23 protein-coding genes are annotated in these 23,133 nt (G+C 72.2%); 11 read left to right on the forward strand and 12 right to left on the reverse strand.

The window, feature by feature from the left end:
• Positions 1–13 precede the first annotated feature (13 nt).
• Positions 14–484, forward strand: a complete 471-nt coding sequence (locus FHS08_RS09535) for an Lrp/AsnC family transcriptional regulator (protein WP_167038380.1) — start codon at positions 14–16, stop codon at positions 482–484.
• Positions 485–502: 18 nt separating this feature from the next.
• On the opposite strand, the gene FHS08_RS09540 is transcribed toward FHS08_RS09535, so the two are convergent.
• The 6 genes from FHS08_RS09540 to FHS08_RS09565 form a co-directional block, all read right to left on the reverse strand.
• A complete protein-coding gene (locus tag FHS08_RS09540; protein ID WP_167038382.1) occupies positions 503–1,231 on the reverse strand; it encodes an NUDIX domain-containing protein in 729 nt (242 codons plus the stop codon).
• Between the two features lie 47 nt (positions 1,232–1,278).
• Positions 1,279–2,583 (reverse strand): aspartate aminotransferase family protein, encoded by a 1,305-nt coding sequence (locus FHS08_RS09545; protein ID WP_167039791.1) that lies wholly within the window; start codon positions 2,581–2,583, stop codon positions 1,279–1,281.
• A gap of 222 nt (positions 2,584–2,805) precedes the next feature.
• Positions 2,806–3,186: a fructosamine kinase family protein gene (locus tag FHS08_RS09550; protein WP_341800376.1), complete on the reverse strand. Its 381-nt coding sequence runs from the start codon at positions 3,184–3,186 to the stop codon at positions 2,806–2,808.
• Between the two features lie 22 nt (positions 3,187–3,208).
• A complete protein-coding gene (locus FHS08_RS09555) occupies positions 3,209–4,222 on the reverse strand; it encodes a TIGR03842 family LLM class F420-dependent oxidoreductase (RefSeq protein ID WP_167038384.1) in 1,014 nt (337 codons plus the stop codon).
• A 2-nt stretch (positions 4,223–4,224) separates the two neighbouring features.
• Positions 4,225–5,667 carry a dihydropyrimidinase gene (gene hydA / locus FHS08_RS09560; RefSeq protein ID WP_167038386.1) on the reverse strand — a complete coding sequence of 481 codons (1,443 nt, stop codon included), beginning with the start codon at positions 5,665–5,667 and terminating at the stop codon, positions 4,225–4,227.
• A 52-nt stretch (positions 5,668–5,719) separates the two neighbouring features.
• Positions 5,720–6,568 (reverse strand): nitrilase-related carbon-nitrogen hydrolase, encoded by an 849-nt coding sequence (locus FHS08_RS09565; protein WP_167038388.1) that lies wholly within the window; start codon positions 6,566–6,568, stop codon positions 5,720–5,722.
• Between the two features lie 159 nt (positions 6,569–6,727).
• Here FHS08_RS09565 and FHS08_RS16610 point away from each other — a divergent pair, with 159 nt between their 5' ends.
• The 4 genes from FHS08_RS16610 (at position 6,728) to FHS08_RS09580 (ending at position 10,985) form a co-directional block, all read left to right on the forward strand.
• On the forward strand, positions 6,728–7,888 hold the full coding sequence (locus FHS08_RS16610; RefSeq protein ID WP_341800377.1) for a sensor histidine kinase: 1,161 nt from the start codon (positions 6,728–6,730) through the stop codon (positions 7,886–7,888).
• The gene (locus FHS08_RS09570; RefSeq protein ID WP_341800378.1) at positions 7,885–8,553 is read left to right on the forward strand and encodes a response regulator; all 669 of its coding nucleotides are present in this window, start codon (positions 7,885–7,887) and stop codon (positions 8,551–8,553) included. Before FHS08_RS16610 ends, FHS08_RS09570 begins: the two co-directional genes overlap by 4 nt.
• A 180-nt stretch (positions 8,554–8,733) precedes the next feature.
• Complete coding sequence (locus FHS08_RS09575; protein ID WP_167038392.1) at positions 8,734–9,522, forward strand: ABC transporter ATP-binding protein; 789 nt, start codon at positions 8,734–8,736, stop codon at positions 9,520–9,522.
• A gap of 23 nt (positions 9,523–9,545) precedes the next feature.
• Entirely contained in the window at positions 9,546–10,985 is a 1,440-nt protein-coding gene (locus tag FHS08_RS09580; protein WP_243847460.1) for an ABC transporter permease, read from the forward strand.
• An 87-nt stretch (positions 10,986–11,072) separates the two neighbouring features.
• Here the strand turns inward: FHS08_RS09580 and FHS08_RS09585 are convergent, their stop codons facing one another.
• Both FHS08_RS09585 and FHS08_RS09590 read right to left on the reverse strand, forming a co-directional pair.
• Positions 11,073–11,582, reverse strand: coding sequence for a GNAT family N-acetyltransferase (locus tag FHS08_RS09585; protein ID WP_167038394.1), 510 nt, complete (start codon positions 11,580–11,582; stop codon positions 11,073–11,075).
• Complete coding sequence (locus FHS08_RS09590; RefSeq protein ID WP_167038396.1) at positions 11,579–12,085, reverse strand: hypothetical protein; 507 nt, start codon at positions 12,083–12,085, stop codon at positions 11,579–11,581. The genes FHS08_RS09585 and FHS08_RS09590 overlap by 4 nt, the downstream gene beginning before the upstream one ends.
• 43 nt (positions 12,086–12,128) lie before the next feature.
• Here FHS08_RS09590 and FHS08_RS09595 point away from each other — a divergent pair, with 43 nt between their 5' ends.
• Positions 12,129–12,755, forward strand: coding sequence for a 2-phosphosulfolactate phosphatase (locus FHS08_RS09595; protein ID WP_167038398.1), 627 nt, complete (start codon positions 12,129–12,131; stop codon positions 12,753–12,755).
• Between the two features lie 19 nt (positions 12,756–12,774).
• Here FHS08_RS09595 and FHS08_RS09600 read toward each other — a convergent pair whose 3' ends face one another.
• From FHS08_RS09600 to FHS08_RS09610, 3 genes are all read right to left on the reverse strand, one after another.
• Positions 12,775–13,263 (reverse strand): SprT-like domain-containing protein, encoded by a 489-nt coding sequence (locus FHS08_RS09600; protein ID WP_167038400.1) that lies wholly within the window; start codon positions 13,261–13,263, stop codon positions 12,775–12,777.
• A 29-nt stretch (positions 13,264–13,292) separates the two neighbouring features.
• Positions 13,293–13,817 carry a hypothetical protein gene (locus tag FHS08_RS09605; protein ID WP_167038402.1) on the reverse strand — a complete coding sequence of 175 codons (525 nt, stop codon included), beginning with the start codon at positions 13,815–13,817 and terminating at the stop codon, positions 13,293–13,295.
• Between the two features lie 86 nt (positions 13,818–13,903).
• The gene (locus FHS08_RS09610) at positions 13,904–14,770 is read right to left on the reverse strand and encodes a spermidine synthase (RefSeq protein ID WP_167038404.1); all 867 of its coding nucleotides are present in this window, start codon (positions 14,768–14,770) and stop codon (positions 13,904–13,906) included.
• A gap of 248 nt (positions 14,771–15,018) precedes the next feature.
• Between FHS08_RS09610 and FHS08_RS09615 the strand changes: the two genes are divergently transcribed.
• From FHS08_RS09615 to FHS08_RS09625, 3 genes are all read left to right on the forward strand, one after another.
• Positions 15,019–16,677 (forward strand): ABC transporter substrate-binding protein, encoded by a 1,659-nt coding sequence (locus tag FHS08_RS09615; protein WP_167038406.1) that lies wholly within the window; start codon positions 15,019–15,021, stop codon positions 16,675–16,677.
• A 111-nt stretch (positions 16,678–16,788) separates the two neighbouring features.
• The gene (locus FHS08_RS09620) at positions 16,789–17,796 is read left to right on the forward strand and encodes an ABC transporter permease subunit (protein ID WP_167038408.1); all 1,008 of its coding nucleotides are present in this window, start codon (positions 16,789–16,791) and stop codon (positions 17,794–17,796) included.
• A gap of 25 nt (positions 17,797–17,821) precedes the next feature.
• The gene (locus tag FHS08_RS09625) at positions 17,822–18,784 is read left to right on the forward strand and encodes an ABC transporter permease (protein ID WP_167038410.1); all 963 of its coding nucleotides are present in this window, start codon (positions 17,822–17,824) and stop codon (positions 18,782–18,784) included.
• A 93-nt stretch (positions 18,785–18,877) separates the two neighbouring features.
• On the opposite strand, the gene FHS08_RS09630 is transcribed toward FHS08_RS09625, so the two are convergent.
• Entirely contained in the window at positions 18,878–20,605 is a 1,728-nt protein-coding gene (locus tag FHS08_RS09630; RefSeq protein WP_167038412.1) for an ABC transporter ATP-binding protein, read from the reverse strand.
• Positions 20,606–20,710: 105 nt separating this feature from the next.
• Here FHS08_RS09630 and FHS08_RS09635 point away from each other — a divergent pair, with 105 nt between their 5' ends.
• Positions 20,711–21,466, forward strand: a complete 756-nt coding sequence (locus FHS08_RS09635) for a 5-oxoprolinase subunit PxpA (RefSeq protein ID WP_167038414.1) — start codon at positions 20,711–20,713, stop codon at positions 21,464–21,466.
• Positions 21,463–23,085, forward strand: coding sequence for a 5-oxoprolinase subunit B/C family protein (locus FHS08_RS09640; protein ID WP_341800379.1), 1,623 nt, complete (start codon positions 21,463–21,465; stop codon positions 23,083–23,085). Before FHS08_RS09635 ends, FHS08_RS09640 begins: the two co-directional genes overlap by 4 nt.
• The last annotated feature ends 48 nt before the right edge of the window (positions 23,086–23,133 follow it).

Consider the following 23,133-nt stretch of genomic DNA (forward strand, 5'->3'; position numbering starts at 1 on the left):
TATTCTTCCACTCATGGAGGATGCTGTCGACCTTCGCATCGTCGAGGAGATCTCCCGCGACGCGCGCGCGACGCTGGCGCAGCTGTCGGAGCGGATCGGGCTCTCGGCGTCGGCCGTGCAGTCGCGGCTGCGACGGCTCGAGGCGCGCGGGGTCATCGAGGGCTACCGGCCGATCCTCAACGCCGATGCGCTCGGCAAGCCCCTCTCGGCGTTCGTCGAGATCACCCCCCTCGACCCGGCCCAGCCCGATGACGCCCCGGAGCTGCTCGCACACCTCGACGCGATCGAGGCGTGTCACTCGATCGCGGGGGACGCGAGCTACATCCTGTTCGTGCGGGTCGCGACGCCGCGCGATCTCGAAGCGCTCATCCGCGACATCCGCTCGGCCGCATCGGTCAACACGCGCACGACGGTCGTGCTGCAGACGTTCTTCGAGAACCGCCCGATCGTCCCCGCGCGTCTGCGCGAGGCTCTCTCGCCCTGACCCGCCGGCGGTCCCCGCTCACGGCCCTGCCGTCCGGCCCGGCGGCTCGTCCCGCGCCGGCGGTGCGACGCGGGCGAACGGCTGGGGCAGCTCGAGCGTGCGCGACGCATCCCAGGGCTCCGCCCAGCCGAGCCTGTCGAGGAGGACGTCCAGCACGATCGCCGTGAAACCCCACAGCAGCTGCTCCGTGCCGTCGACCTCGAGCAGCCACGCGGGCCCGCGCCACGTCTGTCCGTCGCGCTGCAGCAACGTCGTGTAGCGGTGCTCCGGCGAGACCAGGCGGGCGACGGGGGTGCGGAACACGACTTCGGACTCCGCGGCGTCCAGCGCCCGGACGGGGCTCGGATGCGACCACCATGCCAGCACGGGCGTCACGACGTGGAACGAGTATGGCAGCGGGAGCGGGCGCAGCATCCCGAGCACCTCGACGCCGGCGGGGTCGAGACCCGTCTCCTCCTGTGCCTCGCGCAGGGCGGTGTCGACGAGGTCGCGATCGGCGGGCTCGCGGCGCCCGCCGGGGAATGCGACCTGCCCCGCATGCGACCGCAGCGTCGCGGCGCGCGCGAGCAGCAGGACGTCGAGGTCGAGCGGACCCCGCGCGACACCATCCGCGCGATCCCCGAACAGCACGAGGACGGCGGCTTCGCGCGCGGCCTCGGTCGACGTCTCCGGCCAGGCCGCGAGCAGGTCGGCATCGGCGGCGACCGCCGCCAGCTGTTCGCGAGCGGACACGGCAGGAGTGCTCACCGGCCGAGCGTATCCCGAACGGCGCCGCCGGCGGGCCGTCTCGGCGCTCACTCCAGCGCCGACAGCGCCGCGTCGTAGATCTCCGCCGCCTGCGCGACCTCGGCATCCGTCACGACGCACGGCGGCACGACGTGGACGCGGTTGTCCTGCACGAACGGCAGCAGCCCCCGAGAGGTGAGCCCGCGCTTGAGCCGGCCCATCGACGCCGGAGGGAGGGGCTCGCGCGACGCGCGGTCGGCGACGAGCTCCATCGCCCAGAAGACGCCCTCTCCGCGCACTTCGCCGATGAGGGGATGCCGTTCGGCGAGCTCGCGCAGCGCGGGGCCGATCGCCTCCTCGCCGATGCGCCGCGCGTTCTCGACGATGCCCTCGGACTGCATCGCGTCGAGTGCGCCGATGATGGATGCCGCGGCCAGCGGATGCCCGCTGTAGGTGAGCCCGCCGGGGAAGACGCGATCGTCGAAGGTCGCCGCGACGGCATCCGAGATGATGACCCCGCCGACCGGCACGTAGCCGGAGTTGACGCCCTTCGCGAAGGTGATGAGGTCGGGCACGACGTCGTAGCCCTCGAACGCGAACCAGCGGCCCGTGCGGCCGAAGCCGGCCATGACCTCGTCGAGGATCAGCAGGATGCCGTAGCGGTCGGCGATCTCGCGCACTCCCGCGAGGTAGCCCGGGGGCGGGATCAGGATGCCGGCCGTCCCGGGGACGGATTCGAGCAGGAGCGCCGCGATCCCGTCGGGGCCCTCGGACTGGATGACCCGTTCGAGATGGCGCAGGGCCCGCTCGCTCTCCTGCTCAGGGCTCGTCGCCCAGAACTCGCTGCGGTACAGGTACGGGCCGAAGAAGTGCACGTGCCCGCGCGCGTACTCGTTCGGCATCCGGCGCCAGTCGCCCGTCGCGACGATCGCGGCGCCCGTGTTGCCGTGGTACGAGCGGTACGTCGACAGGATCTTGTCGCGGCCCGTGTGGAGGCGTGCCATGCGGATCGCGTTCTCGATCGCGTCGGCTCCGCCGTTGGTGAAGAAGACCTTCGAGAACCCGGAGGGCGCGCGCTCGACGATCCGTCGCGCCGCTTCGCCGCGTGCGAGGTTCGCCGTCGCGGGGCCGATCGTCGCGAGGATCTCGGCCTGGTCGCGGATCGCCTTGACCACGGCAGGATGCTGATGCCCGATGTTGACGTTGACGAGCTGGCTCGAGAAGTCGAGCATCCGGTTGCCGGCGTGATCCCACACGACGGCCCCCGAACCGCCCGCGATGACGGGGAGATCGAGCCCCGCCTGCGCCGACCACGAGTGGAACACGTGCTCGAGGTCGAGGGCCTTCGTCAGCGCGTCGAGGTCGTCGGTCATGGTGCGATCCTTACAGGTCCGGGGATCCCCTGGAAGAGCGGGCGGCCCGCCGGCCGGCCGCGGCGGCTCCCGGTCGCTCACGTCGTGCGCCGGAACGGCGCGAGCGTCGCGCGCACCTCGTCGGCCGCGCCCCAGTCGTCGGCGTACTGCGCGTCGACCGCCAGGTGCTGGCGGAGCTGGAGGATCGGCTGCCCGAGCTGCTCCCCGACAGGCCCGCGTGCCTCACGCCAGCCGGTTGTCGCGATGCCAGCCGAACCGGGAGTGGACCGTGCTCGTGTGGAGGTGCGCGAGCGCGCGCGCCAGCCGTTCCCAGAACGACTCGGAGCTCGGCCTCGGCCCCAGCATCGAGAGCACGAGAAGATCCTGCCCCGCGAAGAGCACGTCGGGCGTCACGACTCCGCCGAGCGTGCGCAGGGCGGTCAGGCCCTCGGCCTCCGCCGCGAACGCGTCGTCCGAAGGCGGGTCCGCGAAGGCCTTGACGAACATCGACGAGCCGTCGGCACGACGTGCGACTCCTGCCGTCGCCGCGAACCCGCCTGCCGCCGGCTCGACCGACACGACGTCTGTCATGCCCGCCGCCGGCAGCCGCTCGGGCAGCGACACACCGCGAGCGTCACGGGATCGCTCACGACTTCGCCGTCGTGTGCTCGCCCAGCGCGGGGATGACGGTCTCGCCGTACACCCGCAGGGTCTCCTCCTTGCTGTCGTGCTGGAGGTAGCCCGCGAACTGCGTGACGCCGAGCTCGCGCAGCTGCTCGAGCTTGGCGATGTGCTCGTGGGCGGGTCCGAGGATGCAGAACCTGTCGACGATCTCGTCGGGGACGAAGTCGACGTGATCGTTCTCGGCTCGGCCGTGCGTGTTGTAGTCGTAGCCCGTGCGGCCCGCGATGTAGTCGGTGAGTGCGGCGGGAACGGCATCCCCGCCGTACTTCGCGACGATGTCGGCGACGTGGTTTCCCACCATGCCCCCGAACCAGCGGCACTGGTCGCGCATGTGCGGCCAGTCGTCGCCGATGTACATGGGGGCTGCGACGCAGAACGCGAGCGAGTCGGGGTCGCGGCCGGCCGCCGCCGCGGCATCCTTCACGGTGCGGATCATCCACGCCGCGATGTCGACGTCGGCGAGCTGCAGGATGTACCCGTCCCCGACCTCTCCCGCGAGCCTCAGCGCCTGAGGCCCGTACGCTGCGACCCACACGTCGAGCGTCGACCCGCGGCTCCACGGGAACTGCAGCGTCGCGCCCTTGTGCTGCACGGGCCGCGAGTTCGCGAGCTCGCGGATGACGTGGATCGACTCGCGCAGCTCGGCCAGCGACACGGGCGAGCCGTTCGTGACGCGCACGGCGGAGTCGCCCCGTCCGATGCCGCAGATCGTGCGGTTGCCGTACAGCTCGTTGAGCGTCGCGAAGACGGATGCCGTGACCGTCCACTCCCGCGTCGCAGGGTTCGTCACGAACGGGCCGACGGTCACCCGACGCGTCTCTGCGAGGATCGCGGAGTGGATGACGTACGGCTCCTCCCACAGCAGGTGCGAGTCGAAGGTCCACACGTGGCTGAAACCGTGCGCCTCCGCGAGCTTCGCGAGCTGGATCGTCCGCGTCGCGGGCGGATTGGTCTGCAGGACGACGCCGAAGTCCACGGCTACACCAGGTACTGCGAGAGGCCGCGCCTGAGGAAGCGGCCGTCGCCCTTCGAGCCGAGGTATCGCCCGGCGTCCACGATCACGCGACCGCGTGAGACGACCGTGTCGACGTGCCCGTCGATCTCGAATCCCTCCCAGGCGGAGTGGTCCATATTCATGTGATGCGTCCTGCCGTCGCCGTAGCCGATCGAGGTGTGCCCGCTCGGGTCGTAGACGACGGCATCCCCGTCGGCGCCCGGCTGGATCACGCCCTTGCGGCCGTACAGCCCGAACATGCGCGCGGGCGTCGTGCTCGTGAGCTCGACCCAGCGCTCGAGCGTGATCCTCCCCGTCACGACGCCCTGGTACATGAGATCCATGCGGTGCTCGACAGACCCGATGCCGTTCGGGATCGCGCGGAAGTCGGCGAGGCCGAGGTCCTTCTGCCCCTTCATGCAGAACGGGCAGTGGTCGGTCGACACCATCTGCAGGTCGTTCGTGCGCAGGGCCTGCCACATATGGTCCTGATGTCCCTCGGCGCGCGAGCGCAGCGGCGTCGAGCACACCCACTTCGCCCCCTCGAACTGCCCCCACTCCGCGCTGAACGCGCCGAGCTGCTCCTCGAGCGACAGGTACAGATACTGCGGGCACGTCTCGCCGAACACGTTCCAGCCCTTGTCGCGCGCCGCCGCGAGCTGCTCGACGGCCTGCTTCGCGCTCACGTGCACGACGTACAGCGGCGCGCCCGTGAGGTTCGCGATCATGATGGCGCGGTGCGTCGCCTCCTCCTCGAGCTGCCACGCGCGCGCGACGCCGTGGTAGGAGGGCGCGATCTTGCCGGCGTCCGCGAGCTGGGCGGCGAGCACGTCGATCGCGGGCCCGTTCTCGGCGTGCATCATCGTGAGCAGGCCCGTCTCGGCCGACACCTGCATGGCCTTCAGCACCTGCGCGTCGTCGGAGTAGAAGACGCCCGGGTATGCCATGAACAGCTTGAAGCTCGAGATCCCCTCGTCGAGGAGTCCCCGCATCGCCGCGAGGGAGTCGTCGTCGATGCCGCCGATGATCTGGTGGAACCCGTAGTCGATCGCGCACTCGCCCTCGGCCTTCGCGTGCCACGCGGCGAGGCCGTCCTGCACGCGCTCGCCGTACCGCTGCACGGCGAAGTCGATGATGGTCGTCGTGCCGCCCCACGCGGCGGCGCGGGTGCCGGTCTCGAACGTGTCGCTCGCGTTCGTGCCGCCGAACGGCAGCTCCATGTGGGTGTGCGCGTCGATCCCGCCCGGGATGACGTACTTGCCCGTCGCGTCGACCACCGTGTCGACGGATGCCGCGAGATCGGTGCCGAGCAGCTGCGAGCCGGGCGCGAGCACCGCCGCGATCGTCGCGCCGTCGATGAGGACGTCGGCCTCGGCTCGGCCCGTCGCCGAGACGACGGTCCCGCCCGTGATGAGTGTCGTGCTCATGGCCGCCTCCTCTCCGCGGTCGCTGCGCGACCGCACCCGCTGCTGCGCACGCTCATGGGGCCGCGATCCTCCCATACGTGTCGGGCCGGCGATCGCGGTAGAACTGCCAGTCGTCGCGCATCTCGCGGACGAGGTCGAGGTCGAGGTCGCGCACGAGCAGCTCCTCGTGCGCGCTCGACCCGCGCTCGCCGACGACGTTCCCCCGCGGATCGATGACCTGGCTCGTGCCGTAGAACGTGACGGCCTCGTCGCCGTACTCGTTGTCCTCGCGTCCGACGCGATTGGGCTGCAGCACGAAGTAGCCGTTCGCGACGGCGGCCGCAGGCCCCTCGACCTCCCACAGGCGGTTCGACAGCCCCGGCTTGGTCGCGTTCGGGTTGAACACGACGTGCGCGCCGCCCAGGCCCAGCTCGCGCCATCCCTCCGGGAAGTGGCGGTCGTAGCAGATGTACATGCCGACCTTCCCGATCGCCGTCTCGAAGACGGGATACCCGAGGTTGCCGGGGCGGAAGTAGAACTTCTCCCAGAACTTGTCGAGGTGGGGCAGGTGGTTCTTGCGATACGTGCCGAGAACCGTCCCGTCGGAGTCCACGAGCACCGCCGTGTTGTAGTACACCCCGGTTTCGGCCTCCTCGTAGATCGGCAGCACGATGACCAGACCGAGCTCCTTCGCGACGGACGCGAACCGCTGCACGATGGGCCCGTCGGCCGGTTCGGCGAAGCGGTAGTACTTCTTGTCCTGCGTGATGCCGAAGTACGGCCCGTAGAACAGCTCCTGGAAGCACACGACCTGCGCGCCCTGGGCCGCGGCATCCCGTGCGAAGCCCTCGTGCTTGTCGAGCATCGACGCCTTGTCGCCCGTCCACGTCGTCTGGGAGATGGCTGCTCGTACCGTCGTCATGGTGCCTCCGTGTTCGGATTCCGGTCTCCCGCCATCGTCACGGGCCGAGGGGGACGCGTCAATGGGATGCCCGGATACATCGCGAGACGGATGCCGCGGCGACGGCGCCTACATCGCGGGACGGATGCCGCAGCCCGCGCCCTCCCGTAGCGTGAAGGCGTGTTCCGGCCGCTCAAGACGTACCAGCTCGTCGTCGACGTGGGCCTGGCGGCGCTGTTCGCGGCGATCGTGGTGCGGCCAGAGCTCGAGGCGGGGCGGATGGTCGCCTACAACGCGCTCGGAACGGCGCTGGTCGTCGTGCTGTTCTCGGCCGCTCTGGGCGTGCGCCGGCTCTCCCCGGGCCTTGCCCTCACCGTCGCGTGGGCGGGGGCTCTCGTGCAGATGGCGATGCTGCGGCCGCCCAGCATCACGGATCTCGCCATCTTCGGGGTCCTCTACGTGACGGCCGCATACGGATCGCGCCTCGTCTTCTGGCTCGGGTTCGCCTCCGCCGTGGTCGGGGCGGGCGTCATCGCGTTGTACGTCTTCGTCACGGGAGGGATCGGCCGCTCGCTGTCGCTGCAGTCGCTCTCGCTCGTCGCGGCGATCCTCGTGGCATCCCTGTTCGCGCTCCTGCTCTCGTGGACGACCGGCGCACTCGTGCGCACGGCGCTGCGCGCGCGAGAGAACCGCAGTGCGCAGCGGCAGGCCGAGGCCGAGACGATCGCCGAGCAGGAGCGCACGCGCATCGCCCGCGACATGCACGACGTCGTCGCGCATTCGCTCGCGGTCGTCATCGCCCAGGCCGACGGGGCGCGGTACGCCGCGGCATCCGACCCCGCGGCCGCGACGGAGGCTCTCGGCACGATCTCGTCGACCGCGCGGTCGGCGCTGGCCGACGTGAGGCTCCTGCTGACTCAGCTGCGGCACAGCCAGGCCGACGGGCCGCAGCCGACCCTGGCCGACCTCGAGCAGCTGTACGCCCAGGTGCGCGCCGCGGGCGTCGACCTCCGGGTCGACGTCGACCCCGCGCCGCTGGGCGAGCCGCCCGCGGCCGCGCAGCTGGCCGTGTACCGCATCCTGCAGGAGGCGCTCACGAACGCGCTGCGCCACGGCGACGGCGGGCCTGTCGACGTGTCGCTCGCGTGGCGTCCCGGACGCGTCGAGCTCGCCGTGCGCAACCGTGCGGCCGATGGCGAGCGCGCGATCTCGGGCGAGCGCGGACACGGGCTCATCGGCATGCGCGAGCGTGCACAGCTCGCAGGCGGACGGCTCGACGCGGGGCACGAGGGCGATCGGTTCGTCGTCCGCGCCGCGATCCCGCTCGGAGGTGCCGTGTGAGCGAGCCGCATGCACGGGGAAGCGGCCCGATCCGGGTCGTCCTCGTCGACGATCAGGCGCTCTTCCGCGCCGGCATCCGCATGCTCGTGTCGTCGCAGCCCGACCTCGACGTCGTCGGAGAGGCGTCCGACGGGCGCGAGGCGATCGAGGTCGTCCGGGCGACGACGCCCGACGTCGTCCTCATGGACATCCGGATGCCGGTGCTCGACGGGCTCGCCGCGACGGCGGAGCTGCTGCAGGATGCCGATCCTCCGCGGATCGTCATGCTCACGACGTTCGACCTCGACGAGGCCGCCGCCCGCGCGATCCGCCAGGGGGCGAGCGGGTTCCTCCTCAAGGACGCCGAACCCGAGCTGCTCCTCGCCGCCATCCGCACGGTGCACGCGGGATCGGCCGTCATCGCGGCCTCCGCCACACGCGACCTGTTCGCCCACTTCGCGGGACCCGTGTCGCAGCCCGTGCCGGCCGTGTACGGCGAGCTCACCGAGCGCGAGAGGGAGATCTTCGCGCTCGCCGCGAGGGGTCTGTCGAACGCCGAGATCGCCGCGCGCGAGTTCCTCTCCGAGGCGACCGTCAAGACGCACATCAGCCGCATCCTGACCAAGCTCGGCCTGCGCGACCGCGTGCAGCTCGTCGTGTTCGCGTTCGAGCACGGGCTCGCATGACCCCGGCGGCCCGGGTTCGCATGACTGCTCGTTCCGGCGACACGCCCGGGTGCGGCATCCTCTCCCGGCCTGTCGGGCGGGGGTCCAGTCCTGGGTGACGGCGGAATCATCCTCCGGATGTACGCGGATGGCACTCGCGGGCGACGCGGGGCGCCGCGCGGCGTTCGTACCGTCGAAGTCATGCAGATCTCATCGACCGACCTGGGCCTCGCGGCCCGGGTGCAGCACCTCACGAAGACCTACGGCTCCGGCGAAGGCGAGGTCCGCGCGCTCGACGGCGTCGGGGTCGGCATCCGCCGCGGGGAGTTCACCGCGATCATGGGCCCGTCGGGCTCGGGCAAGTCGACGCTCATGCACATCATGGCGGGCCTGGACACCCCTACGGGCGGACGCGCCTGGATCGGCGACACCGAGATCACGGAGCTCTCCGACCTCGAGCTCACGATCCTCCGGCGCCGCCGGGTCGGGTTCGTGTTCCAGGCGTTCAACCTCGTCCCGACCCTCGACGCGCTGAGCAACATCCTGCTCCCGTTCGACCTCGACGGGCGGCGCCCCACGGCGCTGGAGAGGGCGCGCATCGACGGGCTCGTCGAGTCCCTCGGACTCGGCCCGCGCCTGCGCCACCGTCCGCACGAGCTGTCGGGCGGGCAGCAGCAGCGCGTCGCGATCGCCCGTGCGCTCGCGACGTCGCCCGATCTCGTCTTCGCCGACGAGCCGACGGGAAACCTCGACTCCAGGACGGGCCGCGAAGTGCTCGCGCTGCTGCAGGCCGCGAGCCGCGACCACGGGCAGTCGATCGCGATGGTGACGCACGACCCGATCGCGGCGAGCCACGCCGACCGCGTCCTGTTCCTCGGAGACGGCAGGATCGTCGCCGACAAGCCCCGCCAGACGGCGGAGGAGCTGTCGGCCTTCATGCTCGCGACCGAGCTGGGCGCCGCGTCCACGGTCCCGGCGGTGACGGCGTGACCGCCGCGGCGGTGGACGTCCGGATGCCGCGGCCCGCGGCATCCGGTGCCCTCTCGTGTCTGCGCGAGCGCGGCATGGGCGCGTCGGTGCTCGTCGCGGCCATCTCGAGCGCGTTCGGCGTCGTCCTCATCTCGGCGACCGGCTACATCGCCGCGATGCTGCGCGCCGACCCGTACATCGGCGACAGCGAGACCCTCGCGTTCGTGCTGAGCTTCCTGACGCTGCTGCTCGTCGGCGTCGCGGTGTACGTCGCGTCGATCGTGACGGCCAACACGTTCTCGACGATCGTCGCGGGTCGCACGCGGCGCATCGCGCTCCTGCGTCTGATCGGCGCGTCGGCACGCTCGCAGCGCGCCGAGGTCGGGCGTCAGGGACTCGTCGTCGGAGGGCTCGGCGCTTTCGCCGGGCTCGTCGGGGGGACGGTCGTCGCCGCGGCGGGCGTGCAGGTGGCGGGATGGATGCTCGACCTCGGCGACGTCTCGTACGACGTCGTGCGACCCGAGCTCGTGATCCCGGCCGGCATCGTCGCGCTCACGACATGGGCAGCCGCGTGGGCCGGGTCCCGCCGCGTGCTCGCCGTCACGCCTCTGCAGGCACTCGGCGGGTCGGTCGAGGCATCCCACCACGCCGTCATGCGCCGCACGGGACGCAACGTCGCCGCCGTCGCCCTCTTCGTCGCGGGCGGTGCCCTCCTCGCCGCGGGGATCGCGCTGGGGCTCCTCCATCCACTCGGAGTGGTCGTCGCGTTCTTCGGCGGCATCCTGTCGTTCACGGGCCTCGCCCTCGGCGCGACGCTCGTCATGCCTCCCGTCCTGCGGCTCGTGGGCCGGCTGTTCGGCCGATCGGCGCAGGCGCGCCTGGCCGCCGAGAACGCGCTGCGGTACCCCGAGCGGTCGAGCCGCATGGCCATCGGCGTCGTCATGGGGGTCACGCTCGTCATGATGTTCGCGGTCGCGATCGAGTCGGCGAAGGCCGTCTTCACGGCGACCGCGGGCGGGCGGCTGCCCGCCGAGCTCGGCGCCATCATGGACGCGTTCGCGGGCATCATGATGGGGCTCGTCGCCGTCTCGGCGGTCATCGCGGCCGTGGGGCTCGTGAACCTCCTCACGATCGGGGTCGTGCAGCGCCGGCGCGAGCTGGGGCTTCTGCGGGCGCTCGGGCTCTCCAACGCGCAGGTGCGCCGGGTCGTCCTGCTCGAGGCCGCGCACATCACGATCGCCGCGCTCGCGACGGGCCTGGTCCTCGGCCTCGCGTACGGGTGGGCGGGCGCGCAGTCGCTCCTCGGCTCGATCCCGACGAGCCCCGATGCGACCGGGCCCGCGAGCACCCTCGTCGTGCCCGCGCTGCCGCTGTGGCCGACCGTGGTCGTCGTCGTCGCGACCGCCGTCCTCACGCTCGTCGCCGCCGTCGTCCCGACGCGGCTCGCGACCCGCGTCGCGCCCGTCGAGGCGCTCGCGGAGTAGGCGCGCATCGGGAGCGCGCCAGGACGGATGCCGCGGCAGGCTTCGCGGCGGCATCCGTCCGCTTCCGCGTCCCCGGGGCTCCGAACGCTACCGGCCCGATCGCACGAGCCGCACTTCGCGGATCGGCTCGCCCCACGTGTCGTCGTCCTGCACGGCGCCGTCGAGCGCGAACCCGTTGCGCGTGTAGAACGCGCGGGCGCGCGGGTTGTCGTCGAGCACCCAGAGGGACGCCGCGGCATCCCCGATCGCGGCATCGAGAAGCGCCTGTCCGACACCCGAGCCGTGGTGCGCGGCGACCGCGTTGATGGCGTACAGCTGGATCCGGCCGGGGAGGGCATCCCGGTCGAGACACGCGCCGGCGCTCGCGAACCCGACGACCTCGCCGCCCTGCTCGGCCACCCAGACGCCCGATCCGGGGCTCGCGAACTCTCCGCGCAGCACCCGTTCCCACATGCGGGTCTGCTTCTGGACGCCCAGGCCGTCGAGCACGGATTGCGGCATGCGCCCCGTGTAGGCCTCGTGCCACGCCTGCACCTGGACGCGGGCGATCGGCGCGGCGTCGTCGAGCGTCGCGGCCCGCACGACGTACTCGGTCATGGCGTCTCGGGCTCCGGGTCGTGCGCCCACGTCGGCGCGAGCGCCGCGATGCGCGCGCCGCGCCACTGCCACGTGCTCCACAGCACGGGCCACAGTGCCGCCGCGGTCGGACCGCCGATCACGAGGCGCTCGCGCCACAGCGTCCTGGCCGGGTCGCCGGGCGCAGGCGACACGGCCATCTGGTGGTCCCACACGTCGAGGCTCGCGAGCGGGCCCGTGAGCGGGATGCCGCTGTCGCGGAAGACGCGGACGGGTCCGTGAGCATCGGCGGTGCGTATCTCGCTCACGTGGATGAGCTGCCGCCCGAGAGGCACGAGCCCGCCGACCGAGAGCTGCACGGGGACGTCGGCGCCGGGCTCCCACGTGGTCGGCAGCCCCCTCGACTCGAGAGGAGACAGGTCGACGAGCGGACCGTACAGCTCCGCGACGGCGCGAGGGGAGTGCAGAGCGCGCCACGCGGCGTCGGCATCGCAGTCGACCACGAGCTTGAGGAGGATGCGCATGCCGACAAGTCTCGCGCACAGCGCTCCTGCATAGGCTTGTGCGATGCCCTCGCCGTTCGATCAGTCCGCCTACCAGGTGCGCATGGAGTGGGGGGTCGACGGCGTCGCGCGCCTCGCGCGGTCGGATGTCGTCGTCGTGGTCGACGTCCTGCTCTGCTCGTCGACCGTGACGGCGGCGGCCGAGCGCGGCGAGACGGTCGCGCTGGATGCCGCGGCCGGCGCGAGCTCGATCGACGGCGCCGCCGTTGCGAAGGCGGCGGCAGCGGCGCCGGCTCTCGTGCTGCTCGGCGGCATCGTCAACGCGTCCGCCGTCGCGAGGGCCGTGCTCGCCGAGCAGGTGCGTCGCGGAGCGCGGACGAGCGTCGCCGTGATCGCGGCGGGCGAGGGCGCGCCGGCCTCCCCGCGCTTCGCCGTCGAGGATCTGCTCGGCGCCGGCGCCGTCGTCGCGGCCCTCGGAGATCTCGGCATCGACCACTGCTCTCCCGAGGCCGCGGCCGCGGGCGAGAGCTTCCGTGCGCTGCGCGGCGCCGTGCGGCACCTGATGTCGGCGAGCGGCTCGGGACGTGAGCTCGCTGAGCGCGGCCTCGCGGCCGAGGTCGCCTCCGCCGCGTCGCTGGATGCCTCCGCCGCCGTGCCGGTGCTTCGCGACGGGTTCTTCCGCGCGCTCTGATCGGCGCCGGCCCGCAGGGTCAGCGCGGCGTCATCGCCGCAAGCCGTGTCGCGGGGGTGATGTCGCGCCTGACCCACCGGAACAGGTGCCGGTCGTCGAACTGCGGCGCGCACGTGACGCACGACGTCGCGCGCGTCGGCCGGCGGTGCCGGTACGCGACGTGGCCCGCGGGGCACATCCCGATCCAGGGCGCGAGCTCGGTCGCGGTCTCGCCTCGGTGCGTCACGCCCCCGACGTAGCCGAGGTCGCGAGCCGTCTTCTTCCAGACCGGGCCGTGCGCGGCATCCGCCCCCGCGAGCGCGTGCGCGACCTCGTGGAGCAGCGTCTGGTGGTTGGCGTCGTCGTCGAAGCGGGCCGAGAGATACCGCGAGACCGAGATGCGCTTGCGCGTGTAGTCGCACAGGCCCGCGCGGCGCTTCGCGTTGTCGAACGCGAACGTCCACTCGGGGTCGAGGTGGAGCGCGATGAGCGCCTCCCCCCACTGGCGCACGCGATCGAGCTCCGACATGATGCGAAAATACCCGCCGCCGCCGACAGTCAGCTCGCGACGACCTGCGCGCGGCGCCGATCGGCCGCGTCGATCGCGAGCAGCGTCGACTCGAGCTGATCGTCGGGCGCGCCGGTCTCCTGGCGCAGGAACAGCGCGCGCTTGAAGTCGCGACGCGCGTCGTCGAACTCCTCGGCGTCGTAGCGGGCCTTGCCGCGATGCTGGTACGCGAAGGCGGCGATGGCAGACCAGCCCTGGCCCTCGGCCTCGTCGGCGCACATCGTGAGCTCCTGCTCGGCGGCGGCGAAGGCGCCGCGGAACGCCTGCACCGACGCGTGCAGGATGCGCGCGCGCAGCAGATCCTTGCGCGTTCCCGCCATCCGCGCGACGCGCACCGACTGCTCCGAGAGCACGAGCGCATCCTCCAGGCGTCCGAGGACCTTCAGCAGCCAGACGCGCTCGAGCAGGGCGGGCAGGCTCCGCTGCTCGCCGATCTCGTCGAGACGCTCCTTGCACGCCCGCGGATCGACCTGTTCGCGCAGCGTGTCGGGGTCGTATCCCTTGATGTAGCTCACTGTCGACTCCTCTCCGCGCGGCTCGCATCCCAGTGTGCCCGGTCCCCCGGGAGACGACCGCCTCGGCACGCCGCGAACGGGCGCCGTCAGCGTTCGAACAGGGATGCCGCGGGCTTCGGCGACGCCGTCGCGTCGGCGTCCGTGACGGGTCGCGCTCCGCGCGCGAACTCCTCGAGCTCTGCACCCTGCGCGACCTTCGCGGGGTGCGGTCCCGCGGCCATGAGCCTCGGAAGCCACTCCGTCGGCAGCGGAGAGCGGGATGCCGCGATCACGAGGTTGCCGAACCGGCGCCCCTTGAGCATCTGCACCTCGGCGAGCACGATCACGTGCTCCAGCACAGCGCGGACCGTCGCGACCTGCCGGCGCGCGAACGCGAGTCCCGCGCCGTCGGCGACGTTCACGAGCAGCACGCCGTCGGGGGCGAGCAGGCGGGCCGCCGCCGTGTAGAACTCGATCGTCGTGAGGTGCGCAGGCGTCTGCGCGCCCGAGAACACGTCCGACACGAGCAGGTCGACGGCGCCGACGAGCCCGTCGGGGAGCCGCCCGAGACCTTCGCGGGCGTCGCCGATCCGCACGCGCAGGGACGCGCCGCGCGGGAGCGGGAGGTGCTCGCGCACGAGGTCGACGAGGGCCGGCTCGAGCTCGATGACCTGCTGGCGCGAGCCGGGCCGCGTCGCCTCGACGTAGCGGGGGAGCGTGAGCGCCCCCGCGCCGAGATGGACGGCCGTGAGGGGCTGGCGCGGCATCCTGAGCCTGTCGACGACGGCGCCCATGCGGGCGATGTACTCGAAGTGCAGGTGCGTGGGATCGTCGAGGTCGACGTGCGACTGGGGCGTGCCTGCGACCTCGAGCTCGAAGCCGCTCGTGAAACCCGATCGCACGATGCGCGCGATCGCGCCGTCGGAGAGCCGGGTCTGCGGCTGATCGCCGGGCTCGTGTCGCGCTCGCGCCATGTCTCAACGCTAGCGCCATGCGCCAGCCCGCAACCCGCCGTCGACGACGCGGACTGGGCACATTGCGCTGCGCATCGGGGCTTGCGGTGAGCAGTTCGCCAATCCGAGGGAATCCGGGGATGCCGAAACACGATCGAGACAAAGGCGTAACCGACACACAGGCGTCACACAGGTAGCGTCGGACCATCATCCCCACCCGGACCGGGGGCGCAGTGGCTCCGTCCGGAATCCCATGGAAGGTGCACAGCATGCTCCACAGTTCCAGAAGGCGTCTGCTCGCGGGCGTCGCGGCGGTCGCGATCGGCGCGCTCGCGCTGACCGCCTGCTCGAGCCAGCGCGACGACGACGCCGACACCGGCGAGGGCAGCGACGTCGACTCGACCTTCGTGTTCGGCGCGTCGGGCGACCCCGCCAGCCTCGATCCCGCGTTCGCGAGCGACGGCGAGACCTTCCGCGTCGCACGTCAGATGTTCGAAGGGCTCGTCGGCACGGTGCCCGGCACGGCCGACCCCGCTCCGCTGCTCGCGAAGAGCTGGGAGCAGCCCGACGCCACGACGTACGTCTTCACGCTCGAGGAGGGCGTCAAGTTCCACGACGGCACTGACTTCAACGCCGACGCCGTCTGCTTCAACTTCGACCGGCAGAACGCGTTCACGGGGGTCGCGGCATCCCAGAGCATGGCGTACTACTGGGGCGTCATCATGCGAGGCTTCGGCGACGACTCCATCTACGACAGCTGCACGGCCGACAGCGACTACCAGGCGACGATCACGCTGACGCAGCCCTTCGCGGGGTTCATCCCGGCGCTGTCGCTCCCGTCGTTCTCCATCCAGAGCCCGACGGCACTCGAGGAGTACGGCGCGGACGACATCGGCGGCACGGAGGAGGCGCCGATCCAGAGCGAGTACGGTCAGGGCCACCCCACCGGCACCGGGCCGTTCAAGTTCGACTCGATCGAGCCTGGCGAGCAGACGACGCTCTCGGCGTTCGACGACTACTGGGGCGAGCAGGGCGACGTGCAGGAGATCATCTTCCGCGTCATCGGCGACACGACGGCCCGCCGTCAGGCCCTCGAGGCCGGCAGCATCGACGGCTACGACCTCGTGGCGCCCGCCGACCTGCAGGCTCTCGACGACGCGGGCTTCACGCTCGTCAACCGAGCGCCGTTCAACGTGCTCTACCTCGGGATGAACCAGGCCGCGCCCGGCCTGTCCGACCCCAAGGTCCGCGAGGCGATCGCCCACGCGATCGACAAGGACGCGCTCATCGCGCAGGTGCTCCCCGAGGGCACGGAGGCCGCGACGCAGTTCATGCCGGACTCGGTCATCGGATGGAACGACTCGGTCACGGAGTACGCGTACGACCCCGAGCTCGCCAAGTCGCTCCTCGCCGAGGCCGGCTACACCGACGAGAACCCGCTCACGATCACGTTCAACTACCCCGTGAACATCTCGCGTCCGTACATGCCGAACCCCGAGCAGATCTTCACGAACCTGAGCACGCAGCTCGAGGCCGTGGGAATCACGCTGAACCCCGTGTCGAACGAGTGGGTCGAGTACCTCGACCTCATCCAGGGCGGCTCGGACCACGGCATCCACCTCCTCGGATGGACGGGCGACTACAACGACCCCGACAACTTCGTGGGAACGTTCTTCGGCCTGCCGACGAACGAGTGGGGCTTCGACAACCCCGAGCTGTTCGCCGCCCTCACCGAGGCGCGCGGGCTCGCGACGGAGGACGAGCAGCGCGCCGCGTACGAGGAGATCAACGAGCAGATCATGCAGTTCCTGCCCGGCGTCCCGCTCGCGCACCCGGTGCCGACCCTCGCGTTCGATCCGCGCGTGACGTCGTACCCGGCAAGCCCCGTCCAGGACGAGGTCTACAACATGGTCGAGCTCAGCGAGTAGCACGACCGCCGCGGATGCCGCGGCCCGCCGCCCCGACGCACAGGATCGGGGCGCGCGGGTCGCGGCATCCCGCACCCTCGACCATCGCCCACCGACCCCGGAGCCCCACACGTGCTGCGCACCATCGGCAGGAGACTCCTCCTGCTCATCCCGACCCTGTTCGGGCTGACCGTCCTCCTGTTCTTCTGGGTGCGGGCGCTCCCCGGCGGGCCCGCGGTCGCTCTGCTGGGCGAGCGCGCGACGCCGGAGCGCGTCGCGGAGATCAACGAGCTGTACGGGTTCAACCAGCCGCTCATCGTGCAGTACTTCACCTGGCTCGGGCGGCTCGTGCAGGGCGACTTCGGCGTGTCGATCCAGACCCAGCGCCCCATCACGGAGGAGTTCGCACGGCGCTTCCCCGCGACCCTCGAGCTCACCCTCTTCGCGATCATCGTCGCGGTCGTCCTCGGCATCGTGATCGGCTACTGGGCGGCCCGCAGGCACGGCAAGGCGGCCGACCACCTGGCGGTCGGGGCGAGCCTTCTCGGCATCACGATCCCCGTGTTCTTCCTCGCGTTCATGCTGAAGTGGCTCTTCGCGGTGCAGCTGGGCTGGCTCCCCTCCGACGGACGCCAGAACCCGCGACTTCATGCGACGCACTACACGAACCTGTACGTTCTCGACGGCATCCTGACGGGGGAGTGGGATGCCGCGTGGGACGCGTTCCTGCACCTGATCCTCCCCGGCATCGCCCTCGCCTCGATCCCGCTCGCGATCATCGTGCGCATCACGCGCGCGGCCGTGCTCGAGGTGCAGAACGCCGACTACGTGCGCACGGGACGTGCCAAGGGCGTGTCGCAGGGGACGATCCGCGGGCGGTTCATCCTGCGCAACGCGCTCCTGCCCGTCGTGACCACGATCGGCCTGCAGGTGGGCCTGCTGCTGTCGGGCGCGATCCTCACGGAGTCGGTGTTCGCGTTCCCCGGGATCGGCTCGTTCCTGTACCGCGCGATCTTCAACCGCGACTTCCCCGTGCTGCAGGGGTTCATCCTCTTCATCGCCGTCCTGTACGCGCTCATCAACCTCGCCGTCGACGTGTCGTACAGTTTCATCGACCCGAGAGTGAGGGTGCAGGGATGACGCTCGCTCCGATCGGAGGCCCCTCATGAGCTCCGCGGTCCTGCCACCGGCCCCGTCGGGCGGCCCCGTCGACGACACGGCGATCATCGATCGCCAGCTGCTCGAGGCCAAGACCCAGGGCGGAGGGTTCTGGCGCGACGTCTTCCGGCGCCTGCGCCGCAATCCCAGCGTGTGGGTGGGCGCCGTCATCATCGGCATCTTCATCCTCGTCGCGATCTTCGCGCCGTGGCTCGCGCCGTACGGTCCCGAGGCGCTCCCCGGTCAGCGCTACATCACGCCCGGTCACATCCCCGGACCGGGCGAGATCCCCGGCTTCCCCCTCGGGCTCGACCGCTTCGGCGGCGACGTGCTCTCCAAGCTCGTCTGGGGCGCGCGGGCGTCTCTGCTCATCGGCATCGTGTCGACCGTCGTCGGGTTCGTCGGCGGAATGGTCCTCGGTCTGCTGGCGGCGACGTTCGGCGGCTGGGTCGACACCCTCGTGATGCGCTTCGTCGACATCCTCCTCTCGGTGCCGAGCCTGCTTCTCGCCGTGTCGATCGCGGCGATCATGGGGCAGACGCCGCTCGCGCTCATGATCGCGATCGGCGCCGCGCAGGTGCCGATCTTCGCGCGGCTGCTGCGCGCCTCGATGCTGCAGCAGCGCTCGAGCGACTACGTGCTCTCGGCGGCGACCCTCGGCCTCGGCCGCGGGCGCATCACGATGAGCCACGTGCTCCCCAACGCCGTCGGACCCGTCATCGTGCAGGCGACGCTGACGCTCGCCACCGCCGTCATCGAGGCCGCCGGCCTGTCGTACCTGGGTCTCGGCGGCGGCGTGCCGCAGACGGCCGAGTGGGGTCGGATGCTCGCCTACGCGCAGCTCGAGCTCGCGGTCAACGCGTGGCTCGCGTTCCTCCCCGGCATCTGCATCACGATCACGGCGCTCGGCTTCACGCTGCTCGGCGAGGCCCTGCGCGAGGCGATGGACCCGCGCACGCGCGGTCGCTGACGTCCCGCCGCGGGCTCCGCGGATGCCCTCCGCCCTCCGCCGGCCGTCCGCCGCTCGCGGGAGTGGGAGGACGCCGCGGCGCGGCATCCCCCGTCAGACGGCGATGTCGAGCTCGTTGCCCGGGATCGAGGCGAGCAGGCGCCGCGTGTACGGGTCGCGCGGGTTGGTGAAGATCTCCTCGGACGACGCGGCCTCGACGAGCTCGCCGTCCTTCATGACGCAGACCCAGTCCGAGATGAGCCGGACGACGGCGAGGTCGTGCGAGATGAAGAGATAGCTGAGGCCGTACTCGCGCTGCAGGTCGCCGAGCAGGCGCAGGATCTGGTCCTGCACGAGCACGTCGAGCGCCGAGACGGGCTCGTCGCAGATGATGAGGTCGGGCGAGAGCGCGAGAGCGCGCGCGATCGCGACGCGCTGACGCTGACCGCCCGACAGCTCGGACGGGTAGCGGCGCAGCATCGTCTGCGGCAGCGCCACATCGTCCAGCAGCCGGCGAACGCGCGCCGCACGGTCCTTCGAGGAGCCGCGCTTGTAGAAGTCGAGAGGCTCCTGGATGAGACGCTCGATCGTGAACATGGGGTTCAGCGACGAGTACGGGTCCTGGAAGATCGGCTGCACCTTCTGGCGGAACGCGCGCAGCTGCCTCCCCTTGAGCTGGGCGACATCCTCGCCGTCGAACCGCATGCTGCCGCTCGTCGGCTCGATGACCTTCAGGAGCATGCGCGCCGTCGTCGTCTTGCCCGACCCCGACTCGCCGACGATCGCGACCGTCTCGCCCCGAGGCACGACGAACGACACGTCCTTGACCGCGACGAAGTCCTCCTTCTGACCGCGGATCGGGAAGACCTTCGTGAGGCCCTCGACCTCGACGATGTTGTCGGCGACGGATGCCGCGGCATCCGTCACGCGCTCGACGACCTCCACGGGTGCGGGAGCAGCGGCCTCGGCGGCCACGGGACCGCCCGCCGATGCCCGCCGGAAGACCTCCGGGCGCAGCCGCACGGCGGCCACCGACGGCGCGGCCTTGACGAGCGCCTGCGTGTAGGCGTGCTGCGGGTCCTCGAGGATCTGACGAGCAGGGCCCTGCTCGACGATGCGTCCGCGGTGCATGACGACGACGCGCTGCGCGCGCTCGGCCGCGAGCCCGAGATCGTGGGTGATGAGCATGAGAGCCGTGCCGAGCTCGCTCGTCATGCGCTCGAGCTGGTCGAGGATCGTCTTCTGCACCGTGACGTCGAGCGCGCTCGTGGGCTCGTCGGCGATGAGGAGCCTGGGATTGCACGCGAGGCCCATCGCGATGAGCGCGCGCTGGCGCATGCCCCCCGAGAACTCGTGCGGATACTGCCGCGCCCGCCGCTCGGCATCCGGAAGGCCCGCCGCCGCGAGCGTCTCGACGACCTTGCGGTCGACGTCCCTCTTCGTCGCGAGGCCGTGCGCGAGGAGGGCTTCGGCGACCTGCGTACCGATCCTCGCGACGGGGTTGAGGTTCGACATCGGGTCCTGGGGGACGAGGCCGATGGAGCGGCCGCGGACGCTGCGCATGACGCTCTCCGGCGCCCCCACGAGGTCGCGCCCTTCGAGCACGATGCTGCCGTCGACGACGGTGCCGTTGCCGGGGAGCAGCCCGATCACAGCCATCGCCGTCGTGGACTTGCCCGATCCCGACTCGCCGACGATCGCGAGCGTCTCGCCCTCTCCGAGGTCGAGGTCGACGCCCTCGACGGCGTGCACGGCGCCGTCCATCGTGCGGAAGTCGACCGCGAGGTCGCGCACCTGCAGAAGCGGGGACGGGCTCGAGCGGCGCTCTGAGGGCGAAGGCATGCGACCATCCTGCCCCGGAGGGGGACGCCGCGCACCCGCGGGGCGCGATGCTTTACGGACTCGTAACGCGGAGCCGGGTCGTCGCGGCGCCGCTACCGTTGTCGCATGGCGACGATCGACCTCAACGCCGACCTCGGTGAGACGGTCGAGGGCGTCCCGACCGCCGACGACGAGGCGATGTTCGCCGTCATCTCGAGTGCCAGCATCGCCTCGGGCGGGCATGCGGGGGATGCCGCATCGATGCGGTCCGCCGTCGCGCGGGCCGCGCGGTTCGGCGTCGCGGTGGGCGCCCACCCGTCATACCGCGACGCGGAGAGCTTCGGTCGCGTCCGGCGCGACCCGTCGCCGGACGACCTGCGGGCCGACATCGACGCGCAGCTGGCGGCCCTCCTCGCGGCAGGCGCCGAGCTGCGCTACGTCAAGCCGCACGGTGCGCTCTACCACGCCGTGCGCGAGAGCCGTGCGCAGGCGGATGCCGTGGCCCGCGCGGTCGCCGACGCCTCGGACCGCCTCGGCCGCGCGCTGCCCGTGCTGGGTCTGGAGGGCGAGATCTCGCGCGCCGCCGCGGCGGCCGGTCTGCCGTTCCTGCGCGAGGCATTCCTCGATCGCGGGTACCGGCCGGACGGGGCGCTCGTCGCGCGCGGCGAGCCCGGGGCGCTGCTGGCCGACCCCGACGCGGTCGCCGCTCGCGCCATCCGCCTCGCTCTCGAGGGCACGGTCGAGGCCGTCGACGGATCGCTCATCGAGGCGCACGCCGTCTCGCTGTGCCTCCACGGCGACAGCCCCGCGGCGGTGGAGATGGCGCGCGCCGTGCGGGCGGCGCTCGACGCCGCGGGCATCGGGGTGCGCGCGCCGTGGTGAGCGACGGCGCCGCGCCGCGCATCCTGCCGATGGGGGAGCGCGCGCTCCTGGTCGAGACGGCATCGCTCGAGCACGTGCTCGCACTGCACGCGCGGCTCGCGGCATCCCGTCCGGACGGCGTGGTCGATCTCGTCCCCGCCGCCCGCACGGTGCTCGTGCGGATCGATCCGGGTGTCCTGAGCGTCTCGGCGGCGCGGTCGTGGATCGCCCACGCGCCCGCGGTCGCGGCATCCCGCTCCGCGGTCGACGCCGTCGTGGAGCTCGACGTGACCTACGACGGGCCCGATCTCGGCGAGACGGCGGAGCTGCTCGGCGTGACCGCCGACGAGCTCGTGCGCCGGCACGCCGACGCCGTCTGGACCGTCGCGTTCACGGGCTTCGCCCCGGGGTTCGGGTATCTCGTGAGCGCGGACTGGCCGTTCGACGTGCCGCGACTGGCGACGCCGCGCACGCGCGTTCCCGCAGGGTCCGTGGGCGTGGCAGCGGGCTTCGCGGGGGCGTACCCGCGCGAGACGCCGGGCGGATGGCGGCTCGTCGGGACGACCCGCGCCGTGCTGTTCGATCCGGATGCCGCGTCCCCCGCGCTCCTCGCCCCCGGCACGCGCGTGCGGTTCCGGGCCGTGCGCGGCGCGGCGCGCGCGTCGGCCGCGCCGCCGCCGCAACCCGACCGCGCCACATCGGTGCATCCGCGCCGATCAGATGCGCCGCGGGTGCACGGAAGCGGCGCCGACGCGGTGCGGGGAGGTGCGGATGCGACGCTGCGGATCGTCGACCCCGGGCTGCTCGCGACGGTGCAGGACCTCGGGCGGGCGGGAGCGGCATCCCTCGGCGTCGCGCCGTCGGGTGCGCTCGACCGCTCCGCTCTGCGCACGGCCAACAGGCTCGTCGGCAATCCCGAGGACGCGGCGGGGGTCGAGGTCACGATGGGGGGCCTGCGCGCGGTCGCGGAGCGCGACACGTGGTTCGCGATCGCGGGGGCGTGGGGCCGCGTCGAGCTCGACGGGCGCGACGTCGACCCCTACGAAGCGCACGCCTGGCCGGCGGGAGCGGAGCTGCACCTCGACTGGTTCGCGCATGGCGCGCGCGCCTACCTCGCCGTTCGCGGCGGGGTCGACACGGCGACGGCGCTCGGCTCGTCCGCGACCGACGTCCTCGCGGGGCTCGGACCGGCGCCGCTGCACGCGGGCGACGCGCTCGCCGTCGGGACCGCGTCCGCGCCCATCCCCGTGCCCGGCATCGCGCCCTGGGGCGCGCCGCACGACGACGAGGTCGAGATCGAGCTCGCCCCCGGGCCGCGCGCGGACTGGTTCGCGCCCTCGGCGCTCGCGGCGCTGTTCGAGCAGGCCTGGACCGTCACGAACGACGCCGACCGCGTCGGCATGCGCCTCGACGGACCCGAGCTCGCTCGTACGCGCGACGGCGAGCTGCCGAGCGAGGGCATGGTGCCCGGGGCCGTGCAGGTGCCGCTCGCCGGCCGTCCCGTCGTGCTGCTCGCGGACGGGCCCGTGACGGGCGGCTATCCCGTCATCGCGGTCGTGACGGACGCCTCGCTCGACCGGCTCGCGCAGGCTCGGCCGGGCACCCGCATCCGCTTCCGGCACGCGCGTCCGCCGCGGTGACCCGACGGACCGCGCCCGCCGCGGTGACCCGACGGACCGCGCCCGCCC

The organism is Microbacterium ulmi, assembly GCF_011759705.1.
GTDB lineage: Bacteria > Actinomycetota > Actinomycetes > Actinomycetales > Microbacteriaceae > Microbacterium > Microbacterium ulmi.